Annotated in this window: 18 protein-coding genes and 2 pseudogenes; 10 read left to right on the top strand and 10 right to left on the bottom strand. The window is 64.4% G+C overall.

Going from position 1 to position 16,852, the window contains the following annotated elements; translation table 11 throughout:
• Nucleotides 1-24: 24 nt before the first annotated feature.
• Nucleotides 25-663 carry a YczE/YyaS/YitT family protein gene (locus tag CGLY_RS05475; RefSeq protein WP_038547140.1) on the bottom strand — a complete coding sequence of 213 codons (639 nt, stop codon included), beginning with the start codon at nucleotides 661-663 and terminating at the stop codon, nucleotides 25-27.
• Between the two features lie 102 nt (nucleotides 664-765).
• Between CGLY_RS05475 and CGLY_RS05470 the strand changes: the two genes are divergently transcribed.
• Together CGLY_RS05470 and CGLY_RS05465 are read left to right on the top strand one after the other, a co-directional pair.
• Nucleotides 766-1,644, top strand: a complete 879-nt coding sequence (locus CGLY_RS05470) for an SMP-30/gluconolactonase/LRE family protein (protein WP_038547137.1) — start codon at nucleotides 766-768, stop codon at nucleotides 1,642-1,644.
• Nucleotides 1,645-1,666: 22 nt separating this feature from the next.
• Nucleotides 1,667-2,728: a glucose 1-dehydrogenase gene (locus tag CGLY_RS05465; protein WP_227590396.1), complete on the top strand. Its 1,062-nt coding sequence runs from the start codon at nucleotides 1,667-1,669 to the stop codon at nucleotides 2,726-2,728.
• Here the strand turns inward: CGLY_RS05465 and CGLY_RS05460 are convergent.
• Entirely contained in the window at nucleotides 2,700-3,872 is a 1,173-nt protein-coding gene (locus tag CGLY_RS05460) for an MFS transporter (RefSeq protein ID WP_038547134.1), read from the bottom strand. The two genes, CGLY_RS05465 and CGLY_RS05460, sit on opposite strands and share 29 nt — an antisense overlap.
• The gene (locus CGLY_RS05455; RefSeq protein ID WP_038547131.1) at nucleotides 3,869-4,192 is read right to left on the bottom strand and encodes an ArsR/SmtB family transcription factor; all 324 of its coding nucleotides are present in this window, start codon (nucleotides 4,190-4,192) and stop codon (nucleotides 3,869-3,871) included. Before CGLY_RS05455 ends, CGLY_RS05460 begins: the two co-directional genes overlap by 4 nt.
• Before the next feature lie 103 nt (nucleotides 4,193-4,295).
• Between CGLY_RS05455 and CGLY_RS05450 the strand changes: the two genes are divergently transcribed.
• The 3 genes from CGLY_RS05450 to CGLY_RS05440 all read left to right on the top strand — a co-directional run bounded on the left by CGLY_RS05450 (nucleotide 4,296) and on the right by CGLY_RS05440 (nucleotide 6,102).
• On the top strand, nucleotides 4,296-5,078 hold the full coding sequence (locus tag CGLY_RS05450) for a class I SAM-dependent methyltransferase (RefSeq protein ID WP_038547129.1): 783 nt from the start codon (nucleotides 4,296-4,298) through the stop codon (nucleotides 5,076-5,078).
• Between the two features lie 103 nt (nucleotides 5,079-5,181).
• Entirely contained in the window at nucleotides 5,182-5,463 is a 282-nt protein-coding gene (locus CGLY_RS05445; RefSeq protein WP_052539724.1) for a PLDc N-terminal domain-containing protein, read from the top strand.
• Nucleotides 5,464-5,472: 9 nt separating this feature from the next.
• On the top strand, nucleotides 5,473-6,102 hold the full coding sequence (locus CGLY_RS05440; protein WP_038547126.1) for a class I SAM-dependent methyltransferase: 630 nt from the start codon (nucleotides 5,473-5,475) through the stop codon (nucleotides 6,100-6,102).
• On the opposite strand, the gene CGLY_RS05435 is transcribed toward CGLY_RS05440, so the two are convergent.
• Both CGLY_RS05435 and CGLY_RS05430 read right to left on the bottom strand, forming a co-directional pair.
• A complete protein-coding gene (locus CGLY_RS05435; RefSeq protein ID WP_158407374.1) occupies nucleotides 6,058-7,527 on the bottom strand; it encodes an MFS transporter in 1,470 nt (489 codons plus the stop codon). The genes CGLY_RS05440 and CGLY_RS05435 overlap by 45 nt on opposite strands.
• Before the next feature lie 23 nt (nucleotides 7,528-7,550).
• Nucleotides 7,551-8,636, bottom strand: a complete 1,086-nt coding sequence (locus CGLY_RS05430) for a helix-turn-helix transcriptional regulator (RefSeq protein ID WP_052539719.1) — start codon at nucleotides 8,634-8,636, stop codon at nucleotides 7,551-7,553.
• A gap of 106 nt (nucleotides 8,637-8,742) precedes the next feature.
• Between CGLY_RS05430 and CGLY_RS05425 the strand changes: the two genes are divergently transcribed.
• On the top strand, nucleotides 8,743-9,360 hold the full coding sequence (locus CGLY_RS05425; protein WP_038547123.1) for a TetR/AcrR family transcriptional regulator: 618 nt from the start codon (nucleotides 8,743-8,745) through the stop codon (nucleotides 9,358-9,360).
• 16 nt (nucleotides 9,361-9,376) lie between these two features.
• Entirely contained in the window at nucleotides 9,377-10,597 is a 1,221-nt protein-coding gene (locus tag CGLY_RS05420) for an MFS transporter (protein WP_038547120.1), read from the top strand.
• Here CGLY_RS05420 and CGLY_RS05415 read toward each other — a convergent pair.
• A complete protein-coding gene (locus tag CGLY_RS05415; RefSeq protein ID WP_227590395.1) occupies nucleotides 10,545-11,087 on the bottom strand; it encodes a GNAT family N-acetyltransferase in 543 nt (180 codons plus the stop codon). The two genes, CGLY_RS05420 and CGLY_RS05415, sit on opposite strands and share 53 nt — an antisense overlap.
• Before the next feature lie 91 nt (nucleotides 11,088-11,178).
• Here CGLY_RS05415 and CGLY_RS05410 point away from each other — a divergent pair, with 91 nt between their 5' ends.
• Nucleotides 11,179-11,790, top strand: a complete 612-nt coding sequence (locus tag CGLY_RS05410; RefSeq protein WP_144313634.1) for a TetR family transcriptional regulator — start codon at nucleotides 11,179-11,181, stop codon at nucleotides 11,788-11,790.
• 49 nt (nucleotides 11,791-11,839) lie between these two features.
• Nucleotides 11,840-12,397, top strand: coding sequence for a GNAT family N-acetyltransferase (locus tag CGLY_RS05405; RefSeq protein ID WP_038547114.1), 558 nt, complete (start codon nucleotides 11,840-11,842; stop codon nucleotides 12,395-12,397).
• On the opposite strand, the pseudogene CGLY_RS05400 reads toward CGLY_RS05405, so the two are convergent.
• The 3 genes and pseudogenes from CGLY_RS05400 to CGLY_RS17950 form a co-directional block, all read right to left on the bottom strand.
• Nucleotides 12,358-13,386: pseudogene (locus CGLY_RS05400) on the bottom strand (MFS transporter). The gene CGLY_RS05405 and the pseudogene CGLY_RS05400 overlap by 40 nt on opposite strands.
• A 186-nt stretch (nucleotides 13,387-13,572) precedes the next feature.
• Nucleotides 13,573-14,625, bottom strand: a complete 1,053-nt coding sequence (locus CGLY_RS05395; RefSeq protein ID WP_265101961.1) for an MFS transporter — start codon at nucleotides 14,623-14,625, stop codon at nucleotides 13,573-13,575.
• Nucleotides 14,626-14,698: 73 nt separating this feature from the next.
• Nucleotides 14,699-14,911: pseudogene (locus CGLY_RS17950) on the bottom strand (MFS transporter); the annotation flags it as partial.
• Between the two features lie 150 nt (nucleotides 14,912-15,061).
• Between CGLY_RS17950 and CGLY_RS05390 the strand changes: the two are divergent.
• A complete protein-coding gene (locus tag CGLY_RS05390) occupies nucleotides 15,062-15,706 on the top strand; it encodes a TetR/AcrR family transcriptional regulator (RefSeq protein ID WP_038547111.1) in 645 nt (214 codons plus the stop codon).
• 3 nt (nucleotides 15,707-15,709) lie between these two features.
• On the opposite strand, the gene CGLY_RS05385 is transcribed toward CGLY_RS05390, so the two are convergent.
• On the bottom strand, nucleotides 15,710-16,792 hold the full coding sequence (locus CGLY_RS05385; RefSeq protein ID WP_081803786.1) for an alpha/beta hydrolase: 1,083 nt from the start codon (nucleotides 16,790-16,792) through the stop codon (nucleotides 15,710-15,712).
• Nucleotides 16,793-16,852 lie beyond the last annotated feature (60 nt).

Genomic DNA, 16,852 nt, shown 5'->3' with positions numbered 1-16,852 from the left:
ACGCTACGCCGATCACAGCTGCCCTCAGTGCCGCTGGACCAGCCGCTCCACGGCGGGCTTATTGATCTTCTCGGTGAAGAACTGGATCAACGGACCGTTGAAGAAGGCGGTCATGACCGTACCGAACCCGACCTGCCCCTTGAACAGGACAGCGGCGACCACCGTCAGGACATCCTGCGGAACACGGACCTTTGTGTAGTTCCATCCGGTCTTGTCCACGATCATCGGCGCGATGGCATCATAAGGTGCGGTACCTACGCCCGCGCTCATGTAGGCACTGGCTCCGAAGGCGAAGACACCGATCCCGCCGGCGAAGAAGACGGTCATCAGCAGCAGAGACGGGTCATCGGGGATGACAGGTCCCAGCAGGAACGAGAACAGGTCGATGAAGAAGCCGGTGAGCACCATGTTGATCACCGTGCCTGGTCCGATGTATTTCCGTCCCCAGATCAGCACCGGGATGAACAGTACGAGGTTGCTGACCAGCTGGTAGGTACCCAGCGTCCACCCGATGGTGGAGCTCACTCCGGTGTTCAGTGCGGTGTAGGGATCCACGCCGACTCCCCCGGTCTGCAGGATCGCCGCGCCCAGGCCGATGATCATCACACCGAACAGTGCATAGCCGCTGCGCAGCCAGGCTTCTCGGCTGCCAAGTTTCGCCACGTCATTCTCCTTGTGTCCGTCGTGTCGCTGCCACGGTACGCCGCGGTTGGTGCGGGGGTGCCTGCGGTGCACCCTGTCCGGCGGGTGCTTAGACTCGGGCGAATGAAGGCAGAGCAGTTCACCGATCCGGTCGCCTACCACGCTGAAGGTCCTGTGTGGTGGCCGCAGGACGGTTCCCCGGTCGCCGGTACCCTGCGTTACGTCGATATGACCGCAGGCCGGGTGCTCACCGCCGCCGACGACGGTGCCGTGACGTCGGTGAACGTCGGGAGTCCGGTTGCGGCATTCCTCCGACCGCGGGCAGAGGGTGGTGCCGTCCTCGCCACCGAACATAGGATCTGCCGCGCCGACGATCCGGGTCTCTCCGATCTCCGCGCCCTGGTCACGGTGGTGGACTCCCCCGACGTCCGCTTCAATGACGGCGGTTGTGCACCGGACGGCAGCCTTTACGCCGGCACGATGCGCTACGACCAGGCTGCCGGCGGCGGTGTCCTCGTGTCGGTGTCCAGCGACAGCTCCGTGACGACCGTGCGCGATGGAGTGACCGTCTCCAACGGGATCGACTGGAGCCCGGACGGCTCCCTGGCCTACTACAACGACACCCCGACACGCTCCACCATGGTGTACGCCTGGAACGCTGATCTCGGTCTGCACGAGGGCAGGACGTTGTTCACCCTCGACGTCGATGACCCGGCCGGCGGACCAGACGGCCTGTGTGTCGATGCCGAGGGCAACATCTGGACGGCGATCTACGGTGGCTCGCGGGTGGAGTGCCGTGACCCGTCCGGGATACTCATCGACACAGTGCAGCTGCCGGTCACCAACGTCACGGCGTGCACCTTCGGCGGCCAGGATCTGGACCGACTGTTCATCACGACGACCCGTGAGAACGTCGCGGAAGGAACGCAACCGACTGCCGGGGCGGTCTTCACCGCGATCCCCGGTGTCCACGGCCAACCCGTCCGGCCTTTTGCCGGCTGACACACGTATTTCAGGAGAAACGATGACCGACACCATCAGAGCCATCACCGTCGAACCAGGTCAGGCCGATTCCCTGTCCGTCGAGGAGTTCAACGCCCCCGTCCCTGGCGATGACGAACTGCTCGTCCGTGGACTCGCGCTGGGGGTGTGCGGTACCGACCACGACCTCAACTCCGGTGGCTACGGGTGGGCGCCGGACGGGCACAAGAGACTGATCATCGGGCATGAGTCCCTCGGCGAGGTCGTCTCGGCGCCGGAGGGATCGGGCTTCGAGGCGGGAGACCATGTGGTCGGTGTGGTGCGTCGTCCTGATCCGGAGCCCTGCGGCGCGTGCGCACGGGGTGAATTCGACATGTGCCGTAACGGGAAGTACCGCGAACGCGGCATCAAGGAGATCGACGGCTTCGGTGCCGAACAGTGGGTCGTCCACAAGGACTTCGTGGTCAAGGTAGACGACGCTCTCGGCGTCGCGGGAGCTCTGTTGGAGCCGACATCCGTGGTCGCCAAGGCGTGGGACCAGGTCGACCGCCTCGGCAATCGCGCCTGGTTCGAGCCGTCCTCCGTTGTGGTGACAGGTGCCGGCCCCGTGGGTCTGCTGGCCGCACTGATCGGGAAGCAGCGGGGTCTGGATGTTCATGTCGTCGACCGGGTGACCGAAGGTGTGAAGCCGACTCTCGTCGCTGAGCTGGGCGCCGAGTACCACACCGGCGAGTTCCGGGACATCCTGGACTCGGTGGACCCGGACATCGTCATCGAGACCACCGGTGCTGGTCCCCTCGTCGGTGCTGCTCTCACCCACGAGCACCCCTATCCGGTGATCTGCCTGCTGGGGATTCGGGAGGGCGATAAGATGGAAGTCGACATCGCCGCCGCCGGCAAGCGCATGGTGCTCAACAACACTGCCGTGGTCGGCTCGGTCAACGCCAATGTCGACCACTGGCGTACCGCGGCAGAAGTGCTGGGCAAGGCCGATCATGACTGGTTGTCGTCGCTGATTACCCGGACGGTGCCGCTGTCGCGGTTCGCTGAGGCATTCGAGCATCAGGACGACGACATCAAGGTGTTGATCGACCTGCAGTCGTGACGGGATGTGTCGCCTGCAGATAACGCAGGCTGATCGCCCCCGCCAACAGCAGCGCTGCCAGGGCAGGGATGAGCGCCCATCCGGCGAGGTCCGCTGCGACGGTCCCGCCGCTGAGCAGACTACTTCCCGCCGCAGCTCCGACGGCAGAACCGAGGTACATCGCCGCCATCTGGAAGGCGATGACCGGCATGGCCTGGGCGGGTCGATCGGCGGTCAAGGCCTGTTGCAGTGTGGGGACCGTCGCCCACCCTGCTGCTCCCCAGAGCACCGCGGCGACGATCCACGCGACAGGATTGCCGCTGAGCCAGGCCACGGCGAAACCGAGCGCGAGGATCACCGGCAGGGCGATCAGGAACGGTCGCGGACCGAAGCGGTCGAGCGGTTTTCCGATCAGGGCTGTTGCCCCGACCCCACCGATACCCCAGGCCCACACCAGTGCGAACCCCCAGTCGTCCAGGCCGCGGGATTCCGCCATCGGCAGGAGATAGGTGTACAGCCCCAGGCTCGCGACACCGAGAAGGAATGCGGCCACAACGCCGAGGCTGGTCTTCGCCGAGCGCAGGACACTGAAGACCGGCCCACCACCACTGTCCAGTACCGGGAGATTACGGGCACGCACAGCGAGCGCCGCCATGCCGCATACTCCGAAAGCGACGACCAGGGCCATGGTCCACCGCCAGCCCGCGGTGTCGCCGATCAGCATGCCGAGGGGGACGCCGGCGACTGTTCCGGCGGACAGCCCGAAGGTCACCATCGACATCGCGCGGCCCCGCTCGGCGTCCTCCACCATTGCTGCAGCCGTCGCCGTGGCGACAGCGGTGAGGATACCGGCACCCGCGCCGGCGATGACCCGTGACACGAGGAAGATCTCCACGCCGGGCGCCAGGGTGGTGATGAGATTGCCGAGGTTGAATACCCCGAGGGCGATCAACAACGCACGGGCGGTGCTTCCGCGGGTCAGCCGTCCTGACAACAGGGGGCCCGCCACCGCGTACGCGGCAGTGAACGCGGTGACACCGAGTCCGATCATCGCTGCGGTGGTGGACAGGGAGCCGGCGATCTGCGGCAGAACACCGGCGAGGACGTAGGCGTCGATACCCAGGGCGACCGCGGCGGCGGTCAACGGCCACACCCTGCGGATCACTGCCCTACCTCGTCATATCCGCTCAGCACGGTATCAATGAGCCCCGGAAACCGGGAGTCGAGGTCATCGGTGCGCAACCGGATCATGCACTTCCGACCTTCAGCGCGGACGAAGACCACGCCTGATTCGCGCAACAGGCTGGTGTGGTGGGTCAGTGTGGACCGGGGAAGGTCAGGCCCGAGATCGATGCTGTCGACTTCCCCGCGGGCGGCGAGCACCCGCACCATATTCAGCCGCAGGGGTTCACTGAGCGCGAAAAGTACGCGGTGGATGGTGATGTCGTCGGTGTCGGGGTGTTCGTAGGTCCGGGACGGGGACATGTCCTTCTCCTTGTTCGTTCGACTATTTCCGCACGATGATAGTGCGACAATTCCCGCACGGTCAAGGTGGGGTCGGACGTCCACGGTTCGTTACAGTGGGCCCATGAGATCTTTCGAGGACCTGATCGCCGAGGCCGAGAGCGCCGACGTGGACGGATGGGGGTTCGACTGGCTGGATGGTCGCGCCACCGAAGAGCGGCCACCGTGGGGATACGCGCACCTCCTCTCTGATCGTCTCGGCTCCCTGGCTGCCTCGAACTCCGACGCTGCAGCCCTGGATATCGACACCGGTGGCGGCGAGGTGGTGAATGAGGCCCCGACACTGCCTCATCGAATGACCGTGACCGAAGCGTGGGCGCCGAACGCGCAGCGTGCGCGCGAACTCCTGGGACCGCGGGGCGTCGATGTCGTCGAGACCGCCGTGTCCGGCGGCGACCCACTCCCCTTCCCCGAGCAATCTTTCAACCTGGTCAGTGCCCGCCACCCCGTGACCCCGAACTGGGCGGAAATCTACCGTGTCCTGGCACCCGGGGGCCACTACCTCGCACAACACGTGGGACCGGCCTCCGGTTTCGAACTGATCGAGTTCTTTCTCGGCCCGCGCCCGGTAGAGCGCAAAGGCCGCGACCCGCACGGACCGGACGGCGAGGTTGCCGCCGCCGAAGCTGCCGGGCTGACCGTCGAGCGACTTGAGACGGCACGCTGCCGGATGGAATTCTTCGACGTCGGGGCCGTGGTGTGGATCCTGCGCAAATGCGTATGGTGGGTCCCGGATTTCTCCGTGGACCGTTACACCGACACGTTGCGCGAGCTGGATGCGCAGATGCGAGCCGGGCGTCCGTTCGTCGCCTACTCAAGTCGACACCTCATCGAGGCACGGCGATGACGGACGGCGGCGTCCGAGAATAATCAGACCGTGGGATGATGCGGGCACTGGACGCAGCGCCAGATAATAGCTGAGTTCAATCCCCACCATCCATGGAGGAATCATGCAGTACACACTTGCCGCTGTCACCAACTCCGACGGCAGCCTGTCCAACGGCTGGGCCATCGCCCTGCTCGTCGTTATCGCCGTCATCGCCCTCGCGATCCTGGCCTTCGTCATCGCCGCCATTGTCAGCGTCGTCACCAGTGACGTGCTCGCCGGGGGAGGAAAGGCCGTGTGGATCCTCCTGATCCTGGCGTTCCCGATCCTCGGTGCGGCCCTGTGGTTCCTGTGGGGGCGGACCGGGCAGTTCACAAAGAACGACGCTGCGCTGCAGCCCAGGTAGCATGCGGTCATGTTGCCCTGGGACCACAACTCCTTCTATCACCGGCTCCTGATGGAGCAGCTGCCGACAGGCTGCGGACAGGTGCTTGATGTCGGCTGTGGTTCCGGGGCTTTCGCTGCGCAGTTGGCCGAACGTGTCGACCACGTCGACGCACTCGACCGGTCACCTGCAATGATCAACCGCGCACAGCGACGGGTCCCCGACAATGTGACGTGCATTCTCGGCGATGTACTGGAGTCCCCGCCCCCACGGGACACGTACGACGCGATCTTCTCGATCAGCACGCTGCACCACATGGAGCTGACGGATGTGCTGCCGGTACTTGCCGCCGCGCTGCGCCCCGGAGGCATACTCGCTGCTATCGCGCTGCCGAAGACCGACCTCCGGCGGGAGTGGCCGGTCGAGCTCGCGGCAACGGTCACCCACCACGCATTGGGTGGATTATTCCACGTCAGGCAGTCGCTGGGCCTTCAGAGCCCCTATTCCACGGATCCGGCTGATACTTCCATGCCGATGGACCTGTCACCGTCGTTGACCACTCGTGAGGTCGCCCGTACAGCCGCGCCGCTACTACCTGCCTCTCGAGTGCGCCGACTACTGTTCTGGCGCTACCTGCTCACCTGGCAGAAACCCCACTGAGTCGTCGGAGCGGCGCCGGAGGATCCAACCGACCAATCCTGCCGCAGCGAAGCACAACAGACCGGCGGCCAGTCCTGTTGCGCTCACTCCGACCCCCCACCCGTGGCCGGCCTCTCGAGTGACCCGCACCGTCCATGCACACGCCGCTACTCCGATGCTGATGCCGAGTTGCCGTGCCGCATTCATGGCGGTGGAAGCGACCCCAGTCTGATCAGGAGGCATATCCGCCATCGCCGCCGCAGGCAGGACCGGCGAGATCATGCCCGCTCCCACACCAGTGAGCATCATTGCAGGCAGCAACGCCGGCCATCCTGGCACGACCACCACCAGAAGAAACGCGGCGCACCCGACACCACAGAGCACCAGTCCCCCCATGAAAGGTATCCTCCTGGTCACCCTGCCCAGTCGAGGGCCAAACACGGCGGATACCGCAAAGAAGAGGATCGGTTGGATTGACAGGATGGCCGCCGTCCCGACTGCGGTCCGCCCCGCTTCTTCCTGCAACCACTGTGACAACACGGGAAGTGGTCCGAAAGACGCACAGTAGTAGACGACGGCTACAAGCACCGCGGCAACGAAACCCGGGCGCGTCACCATGGATGCCGGAAAGACAGGCGTGCCTGCTCGTCGTTCATGGACGACGAACCATACAACGGAGATGATGCACAGCACTGTCCCCATGGTGATCTGCCACGGTGGCGCACCGTCGGCCAGGAGCAGCGCGGTAACGACCAGGGTTCCGACTCCCACCGAGAGCAACACCATCCCCCACCTATCCACCGGTCGAGGCTGATGAACCACCTGACGGGGAAGCATCCTCAGGGAGACTACGGCTGCGACCGAGGTCACCGGTACCGCCATCACGAACATCGCCCGCCAACCGAAGACCGAGAGCAGTCCCCCGATGACATTGCCTGCTGCTGCAGCCAACCCGGACACGGCACCCCATATGCTGAAGGCGACCGCCCGGGCACGACCTCTGTAGGAGGCTTCCAGCAGGGGCAGCGTCGTTGCGAACATCATCGCAGCTGCGATGCCCTGGGCACACCGGCCCAACGTCAGAACAGTGGCATCCGTCGCCGCAGCGCACATCAACGACGACATGGCGAAGAGACCGAACCCTGTCGCCAGCAACACTCTGCGGTCGACGCGGTCACTGAGGCTTCCGATCGGCACGAGTAGCGCAGCCAGAGCAATGGTGTAGACATCGATCACCCACTGCAGGACACCGAAACCCACCCCGAGGTCTTCTGCAACGGTCGGCACGGCGACAGTGACGATAGTGGTGTAGGCGATCAAGAGAAACGTTGCGACACAGGACAACACCAGTGGCATCGTGTGGTGATACTTCGGATCGACCACGGAACCGGAACCGGTGGGCGCTGCGCCGGACTTGTTTTCAGGAACACCATGTACAAATCTCATGGACCAATCGTGGCGGCAGAACATCAGTACCGGTGTGGAGCTGCATCCCTGACTGTGTGGAGGGAGTGACGGCGGTACGCTCCGGGAGTGCAACCCCGTTGACGGCGAAACGCGTAGACGAAGTTCGACGCGGAGGCATACCCGCATTCATGGGCGATATGCTCGACCGTCCAGTCGGTCCGGGCAAGAAGATCTGCTGCCTCATCGACACAACGTCGCCGGTGCCCCTCGATCACCGTCGTACCGAATTCGTCGCAGTAGAGACTGCGGAGGCGTTTCGGCGACATACGTAACTGCTGTGCCAGCTGCGGAACTGTCGGCAGGTCATGGCGACTTTTCCAGAGCAACTCCGGGATCGCCCGGATTTTGGTCTCCTCGAACTCTGCCATCCGCGGAGAAGGCTCGGCGTGCATCCCCCCACTCTCCGAAAGCAGAAGCCCCAGCACCGACATCACGTCAGCCTCCAGCCGGAAGTTCTCGCGTAGGCCCGGCGCACGCGACGCGTCGCACACGTCCTTGAGCCCGCGGTAGATGTCCCGGCCACCATCGAGCAGTTCCTTCTGGCGAGGTGCGATTCCGAGATAACGCCTGTCAGCGTGCTGGGAATCGTGATCCAACATGTCGCGGTACCGATCCGGGGAGAGTGACCCCAGACAGGGAGCCAGATCGCGGAGTCGCCCTGAAATCGACACCGCGCGATAGCGCTCTCCCGCCGGGAAAGACACCACACCGCGTGTTTCGCGGGGCGGGGACAGCGACGTCCGGCCGGAGGTCACCTCTCCACTCCCCGCGCTGCGTTCTTCAATGTCCATCCGTCCACCGAAGCATATTTCCAGCTCAAAACGATCGGCTCCGAAACTGTAACCGAGGTGGTGAGGCGCCCGGAAACACGTGTCATACCGCACGATGCGGAGATGTGCAGGAGTCTCGACGACGTCGATAGCTCCGTCTCCTACGTCCGAACGCAGAGGGTAGCGCCGAGCTACAGGCGACGTCGCCGTCCCGGCCGGATCCGACGGGCCCCTGGCTATGGTGGCGAAGTAGGCCGCATACTGCTGACCCTGCTCCGGCGAAGCCGCCTCTCCGCCGACGACGAACATTTCTGCCATAAGGTCATCCTAATCATCCCCGGGGCTCGTGTGAACGTACCGAAACGGACGAGCATCCAACCGAGAAGAGGGTTGACCTCATTTACATACATGCTAGTTTGTTTGTATGAGACGAACAGCCGAGGACGCGGCAAAGACGCGTCTGGCGCTGCTACAGGCGGCGTTGATGTCCTTCGAATCGAAGGGGTGGAGGGGGGCAACGTTCGAGCACATCGCCGAACGTGCCGGCGTTACCCGTGGGGCACTCAACCACCACTTCCAGTCCAAGACGGAACTCCTCTCGGCCGCACTGGAGTGGGGTTGGTCGACGTACGGGGACCGGCTCTTCACTGACGACCTCCCCGAGAACCCGACGCCCCAGGACTCCGCCCAGTGGCTCACCGCCCTTCTCAGCGGCTATGTCACGCTACTGCAGAAAGACGACCAGTTCAGGGCACTGGCATCAACCACCGTTCTTGTTGCCCCGCAGGCGACAGATCCGGCGGACGCGAAGACCCAGGCGCTGGACGCCTGGAAAGGCCGCATCGCTGACGCCGTCATCCAACGGGCGTCTCAGGCACCTCGACCGCCCCGTGCCTCGTCCACGGAGACGATCGCAGGAATGGTTCTCACCCTTCTCCAGGGACTCACCGTCACCGCGGTGACCCGCCCTCACGATCTACCGCAACCCGATGACCTGGACGCTGCAATGTCAGCGCTGGTGAGGGGGTTGCTCAACACCTAAGGAAAACCGATTCATCATGACCGTTCATGATCCCTCCCCGTCCCCGCGGGGCACCTCTTCGACCCGTGCGCTCATTGTCGCATCCATAGCACTGTTCACCGACAATCTCGTCGTCGGACTCGCGGTGCCCGTCCTCCCCCTTCTGCCCAGTGTGGTCGATGCGGGTCCCACGTGGACCGGTGTTCTGTTCGCCTCTTATGCGGTGGCCGTCGTGGTCTCCGCCCTCGTCGCCGGGCGCTTCGTCGACCGCTACGGGCCGAAGACCCCCTTGCTGATCGGCATGGTCGGTCTGGCGGCCGCCACCTTGTTGTTCGCCACCGGTGGCCCCTACTGGTTGCTGCTACTCGCGCGCACTGCCCAGGGGATGTCCGGCGGGATGTCCTGGGTCGCCGCGCTATCGCTGATCGCGGCAACGACCACCTTCGAGAAACGCGGCCAGCAGATGGGGATCGCGATCTCCATGATCACCCTCGGAGTGCTCATCGGCCCACCCCTCGCCGGTGTCATGGTCGAGCACTTCGGCACCGCCTCACCCTTCCTGTTCGCGGCAGCCGTCGCACTGATCGACGGCGTACTTCGGATCATCCTGATCAAGGACTCACCCCGCGTCGCCGACGACACCTCCGGCCCGTTTGCGGTACTCAGGGTTCCCGGTTCAGTGTCCATCGTCGTGGCCATCGTGATCGGTGCGGCCGTGATGGCAGGCGTCGAACCTGTCCTGCCCGTCCACCTGAATGCCAGCGCACTGACCATCGGCCTGCTGTTCGGGCTCGCCGCCCTGACAGGGGTCATCGCCAATCCGATCGTCGGTAGCCTCGTGGCCTCGGTGTCGTCCCGCATCCTCATCGGACTCGGGATCGTGGCCGTCGTCGCTTCGCTCCTGACGGTCGGCGTGTCAACTGAACTGTGGCAGACGGCGATCGGTATGGGCCTGCTCGGCGTGTCCGCCGCGTTGCTCCACGCTCCGGCAACCACCCTGATCAGTGACCAGGGGTTCCAGGCACAACCACCGACCCTGGGTGGCTCATTCTCCCTCTACACCCTGGCCTACGCCGTGGGACTCGCCGGCGGTCCGCTGTTGACCGGCTTCGCCGTCGAACACGCAGGCTTCACCACCGCCATGGTGATCGCTGCTGTGATTCTGGCGACGCTCGGGGCTGTGTCGCTGCGGCGGTTACCCGTGCCTACAACCGTTCAGAGCAAAGGGCACGATCCTCGGCGAGGACACCGTAGATGACCGTGTCGGTCCACTCCCCCTTGTTCCACCAGTCCTGACGCAGATGGGCTTCGCGCGTCATCCCCACCGCAGCTGCAAGTCTGGACGACGCCGCATTGCGTGCGTCCATCTGTGCCGCGACGCGGTGCGCCCGGTAGCGTCGGAACACCAGATCGAGAACGGCACTGACCGCTTCACGGGCGAGCCCCTGCCCGCCGTATGCAGGATCCAGAACCCACCCGATCTCCGCGATGCGGCGTTCCCGGTCAGTCCACCAGAGCAGGACGTCTCCCACCACCTGCCCGTCCCGTTCGATGACCACGGCCAGAGCTCCGCTGCCGCCGTCCACACCGGTCTTCGCGCACCGGTCCGCGACATGACGGGCAGCGTCCTCCTCGGTCCAGGGATCGTCCAGCAGGTATCTGGCGACGTTCTCCTGCGAGTAGATCCCGTGCAAGGCGCCGACATCGGCACGCGTGTGCAGTCGGAGGTGGAGGCGGTCCGTGGTCACGATGCTCAGAGGATGGGTATCCGGGGACATAGCTACCAAAACTAACATAGGTTGCTTAGTACGGTGGGCCCCACCCGATAGGCTGGTGGACGTGAATTACTGGGAACACCGCAAGCCCGCCCAACGCACGCGAACCATCACCGAGCAGGACATCGCCCGCGCCGCCGCCGCACTCCTCGATGCCGGAGGACTGCGTGCACTGACGGTTCGGGCAGTCGCGAAAGAACTCGACGTCGCCGCGCCGAGTCTTTATTCGCGCATTGAATCAGTGGACGATCTTTTCGACCTCGCCCTGGACGAGACGCTCGGAACCGACCCCGGGGTAACCGCAGCATTACAGGACGCTTCCATGCAGTCACTGATGCTCGCCTACTACCACCACTTGGCACGGCACCGGTGGGCCTGCCAGGTCATCGGCATGCGTGCGCCCCGTGGCCCGAACTATCTCCGACTGTCAGAAAGAATGTGTGTCCTTCTCGACGACGCCGGCGTGGCTGACCCATTGGGCTCAGCGTACGCGCTGTCGAACTTCGTCATCGGCAGCGCCAACGCCTCCCCGATGGTGGACAACGAACGCACAGCCACCGTTGATCCCGGAATCGCGCCGACCTACTCGCGGCTCCATTCCGAACATTCCGTTAATGCTGAGGCGATTGTCGTTGCCGGGCTCGCAGCACTCTCAGCGCAAGCAGCAGAACTCTGAACCGGAACCTTGCCGACACTACTAAGCTATCTATGTTAGTTTTGATGATATGCTCGATAGCTCACTTCTCCCCCTCGAAGGCACCGACACCCGCCTCCGACCGCTCGCCGACAAAGATGCGCAGGCATTCGCCGAGGGCACCCGGGACGCCGACGTACGCCAGTACGGCCACCTGCCGGAACCCACCTACACTCCGGATTCCGTCCGAGCCATGGTCCGCGACGAGGTCGTCCCGGGCCTGGCCCGCGGAAGCCTTGCCGTCCTGACTATCGCCGACGTCTCCACCGACGACTTCTGCGGCAGTCTTGTACTCTTCGATGTCACCGATGATCATGCCGAGGTGGGATTCTGGCTCCATCCGGCGCACCGGGGAACGGGTCGGATAACCGAGGCCCTGGATCTGGCCGTGTCATTCGTTCGCCGCAGCGGTCTGTCACAGCTGACAGCGCGAACCGTGCCGGTGAATACTGCCTCCCGGCACGTCCTGACTCGAGCAGGGTTCGTACCCGTCGGACGAACAGCAGACCGCGCCCCGTCCGGACACACCACGACGCTGCTGCACTACGTCTATGACATCACCCGGACCGACGCCGCACGGGCCACCTGACGGCGACGCAGCAGCACGGCCGGTACGAACACCACCAGGCCGCCGATTGCCAGCACTGCCCCGGCAAGCGCCGGGTAGGAGTAGTTGAATCCGGCGTCAATCACCACACCGCCGACGGACAGCAGGACAAACATAACCACCATGGTCACCAGTGACCCTGCCACCGTCGCATCAACGTTGATATCGGCAAAACGCCCACCGATCCAGTTACCGACCACCATGCCGATGCCGTAGACCATCAGCACGAACCACATGAGCTCCTCGGGGAACCCGGCACGCTCGGTCATCGTCCACGAAATGTAGGTGTACACGCAGAACATACCGCCGAACCCGATCGCTCCCGCAGCCAGCGAAAGAAGCACCTGGGGGTTCACCAGAGCTCCGATCTCGGTCGACGGGCGGGTCATCGGCATCAGGGTCATATGCGGCATCGAGTGCCACTACCGCATAGGCGCTGTTCCAGCCCAGCTGTTGCCCGATCCACTGGGCGACCGGCACCCCGATCACCGTGGCGGTGGCCAGACCCAGTGAGATGCGTGCGATCGCCTGCCCCCGTTTCCCGGGATCGGCCATCGACGCGGCGATCAGGTTCGCGACGGCGAAATAGGCGCCGTGCGGTAGCTCGGCGATGAACCGTGCCACCAACAGCACCCCGTAGCCCTGGGCGACCACACTCATGGCGTTACCGATGATGAAGGCGGCCATCAGGACGATAATTAACCGACGTCGCGGGATTCGTCCGGTCAAGGTGGTGATCAGCGGCGCACCGACCACCACGCCGAGGGCATAGGAGGTGACGATGTGTCCCGCTTGGGCCTCACTGATGCCGATGTGGTCCCGATGCCGAATCTGCCGAGCGCGAGAGCGAACATGGCGATCGGCCGTCGCCGGCGCCCCATCTCCGTCTGTCGCGGGACAGGTTTGCGCTGCGCATACTGTGCCGGTGGCAGACGGGTGAGGCGGGACGGCAACTGCGACTTGTCCCCCATAGTGGAAACACCTTCACGCGACGTGAATGGACGGACACGAAAAACCCCGGGTGTAGGGAATTCCCCAACCGGGGCCGAGAACGGTCCGTGACGAACTCATTCCATTGTCGACCTGTCTTCCTGGTGAATTCAAGCCTCCGTCCGGAAAAACCGGTCCTCGCCGCGTGATGTTCTGCACACCAGCAGTCAGGCGGCGACCCCCTGAGGCGCCGCCCTACCGGAATCCCTGGGAATCACCATGGCCGTCACGGCTGCGGCCACGAGCGCCACCGCACCGACGAGAACCGCCGGGACCGCTGGCTCGGTGAACCCGGTAGGGGTGAGTTCGCCTCCCGCTCCAGTGAAGACGGCGGTAAGTACGGCAATGCCCAACGCGATGCCGAGTTCGCGGGCCGTCGAATTGGTCCCCGATGCCGTCGCCTGGTCTTCTGCCGCCACTCCGTGCAGCGTGGCCGTCGCCAATGGTGCAAACACCAGGCCCATTCCCACGCCGGCGGCGACAAACGCCGGAACGAGTACGTGGTACTCCACTGCCGGATCGAGAAGAACAGCTATCCAGGACAGCCCGAGCGCCATCAACAACAGCCCGGCGATCAGCACCGGCCGCGTCCCGGTGCGCGGTGTGATGAAGCCGGTCAGCGGCGCCACCACCAGCGGCGCGAGTGTCCAGGGCATGGTCATGACTCCTGCATGGAGCGGACTGGCTCCCTGCACAAGCTGCAGGAACTGGATCAGGAGGAATACGGCGCCGAAAATTCCGAAGGAGAAGACCACGCCGATGACATTCGCCGCAGCAAAGCTCCTGTTCCGGAAGAGCCGCAGCGGCAGTAGCGGGGCAGTCACCCGGGTTTCCCAGGCGATGAACGCGACAAGCAGCGCTACACCTGCCACCAACGCTCCTAGAATCTCACCGCTGGTCCAGCCTGCATCATTACCGCGGACAATACCGAAGGTGAGCGTGAAGATACCGCCGGCCGCCAGGATGACGCCGAGGACGTCGAGCCGTTCGGGTCGACCGTGCGATTCCGGCAGCGCATAACGGATCAGCGGCAGACAGATCAGCCCCACCGGCACGTTGAGCCAGAAGATCGCTTGCCAACTCAGCCCTTCCACGACCGCTCCTCCGATGATCGGCCCCAGCGCCACGCCGAGACCGGAGACGCCGCCCCAGATCCCGATTGCCGCGGGCCGCATACGCAGAGGAACGGACGTACTCAGCAGTGTCAGCGAGAGCGGCATGACCGCCGCTCCCCCCCGCTCCCTGCAGTGCACGGGCGGCGATGAGCATGCCGACGTCATCGCTGAATCCGCACCAGAGAGAGGCCAGAGTGAACACGAACAGACCGCCCATGAACACCCGTCGGCGCCCGAAACGGTCAGCCAGGGCGGAAGCCATCAGGATCAGCGAGGCGAAACTCAGGGTGTACGCGTTGACCGTCCACGTCAGGGCTTCCAGCGAGGCACCGAGATCCTCGCGGATCACCGGTAGAGCGTTCGTTACCACGAGGTTGTCGAGTGCGGCCATGAACATCGGCAGCGACACGGCGAGCACCACCAGCCAGGTGGGTCGTACCCCGACGTCCCGGCGCTGAAGGGATATGTCAGCCATCACGTGTCCTTAGTTGTAATCAGTTGATTACAACTAACCTAGGTAATCAACTGATATCCTGTCAACGTGAACAATGGCGCGCCCGGACGGATCCCTGCGACAGAGCGTCGCGAACTGATGCTCGACGCAGCAAGTGTCGTCTTCGGCGAACGCGGATATGCCGGTGCGACCACCGACGCCATCGCGGATGCTGCCGGACTGAGCCAGGCCTACGTCGTGCGCACCTTCGGATCGAAGGAGAATCTCTTTGCCGAGACGGCATCGCGCGCAATCGACCGCATTGCCTCAGTCTTCCGCGACACAGGAGCCCGCTCCCCCGCGTCCGACGGCGAGATGCAGGCAATCCTCGGACGGGCCTACGTCAACCTCGTTGCTGACCGGGGAGTCCTCCTGACCACAATGCACCTGTTCACCCTGGGCCACCATCCTCGCTTCGGCCCGTTGGCCAGGGACGGGATGCTGGGGATCTACCGAGTCCTGCGCGATGAGGTAGGGCTCACGGACGCACAGTGCGAAGCATTCCTCGCCAAGGGGATGCTGATCAACACGGTCCTCGGACTCGGCCTTCCCGAGGTCGTCGACGACAACCCCGACGCCCGGAATCTCATGACCTGTATCTTCGAAGACAACACCAGCGAAGTACTTACCCTGACCGCTGAACAGGAGCCGCTGGGACCAGCCCGACGCAACACCCGACGGGGCCCGTCTTAGAACTCAGATCCGTTCCAGGAACGTCCAGATCGTCCCGTTGTCGAAGGCAGCCCGTCGCCAGGTAGGCCAGGTGTGCCCGCCAAGAATGTCGTAACGGAAGTCGATGTTGTCCATGCCCTGGCGGATCGCCTCGGCCTGCAGCTGGGCGGTCATCACGAACGTTCCGGTCTCCACCGGGCCGCCGACGAAGAACGCCGACAGCGGATCCGTGCCCACCATCTCTTCCGGATGAACGATGCCGGTGGAGACGTTGACTATCGCAGGCATGGTGAGCTTGTGCAGGTTACGCATCGGATTGTTCGCAGCCCGACTCGCCTCGGACGTCCACGGCGCACGCTCCCGACCACTGAGGTAGGTCGATGTTGCGTCGATGGCGAAGCGCCCTCCCGCAGACTGCGGATCGTAGATCCCGCTGAGGGCGTACACCGAGCTGTACTGCTCGGGATACTTCGTCGCCAGATTCAACGTGCCGTAGGCCCCGGCACTCAAGCCGACCACACCTGTGGTTCCGCGTCCGCCGCCGGGCACGTCGAAGGCGTTTTCCAGGTAGTCCGGCAGCTCACCGGCAAGGAAAGTCTCGAACTGTGCGTCGGACGACTCCACTCCCCCGTCCCAGTTCTGTGACCACGTCCACGGGTCGATAACCGGGAAGACGAGAGTCATGTCAACGTCGGTGAGCTTGTTGACCGCGCCTGCTTTCTCGACCCAGCCGTTGACCTCACCAGAGTCGGCCCCGTCGAGGAAAAGGGCGACCTTCTCATTGTTCGGGGACAGCGACGGGCGGACGATCACCGAGAAGTCGCGCCCCATCGAGGGCGACGGGACCTGGCATTCCACGGCTCCGGGTGCATCCTCCATCAGCTTCGGCGGCCCACCACCCGAACCAGAGGATGCCGATTCTTCCACGTCCCGCGGCGCGTAGGGCGCACATCCGGCGGGAACCGAGTACTCGGTCACAGAGTTAGGTCCGGCAGCGGCGAGCGGGACGATTGCGGCAACAAGTGCTCCTGCAGTGAGAGCGGCGGCGATCCTGGCAACGGAGAGTGGTGAGGGGTGCGCAGGAATCCCTGCAGACAATCTGATCATGAAACAGCAGCGTACAGAGCTACCGACCCCGGCGGAATTGAATGGTGATAAGTGCCCTCG

The sequence above is a fragment of the Corynebacterium glyciniphilum AJ 3170 genome (genome assembly GCF_000626675.1).
GTDB classification, from domain to species: domain Bacteria; phylum Actinomycetota; class Actinomycetes; order Mycobacteriales; family Mycobacteriaceae; genus Corynebacterium; species Corynebacterium glyciniphilum.
Note: the sequence above shows the minus strand (reverse complement) of the source record. Positions and strands in the feature narration are given on the sequence as shown.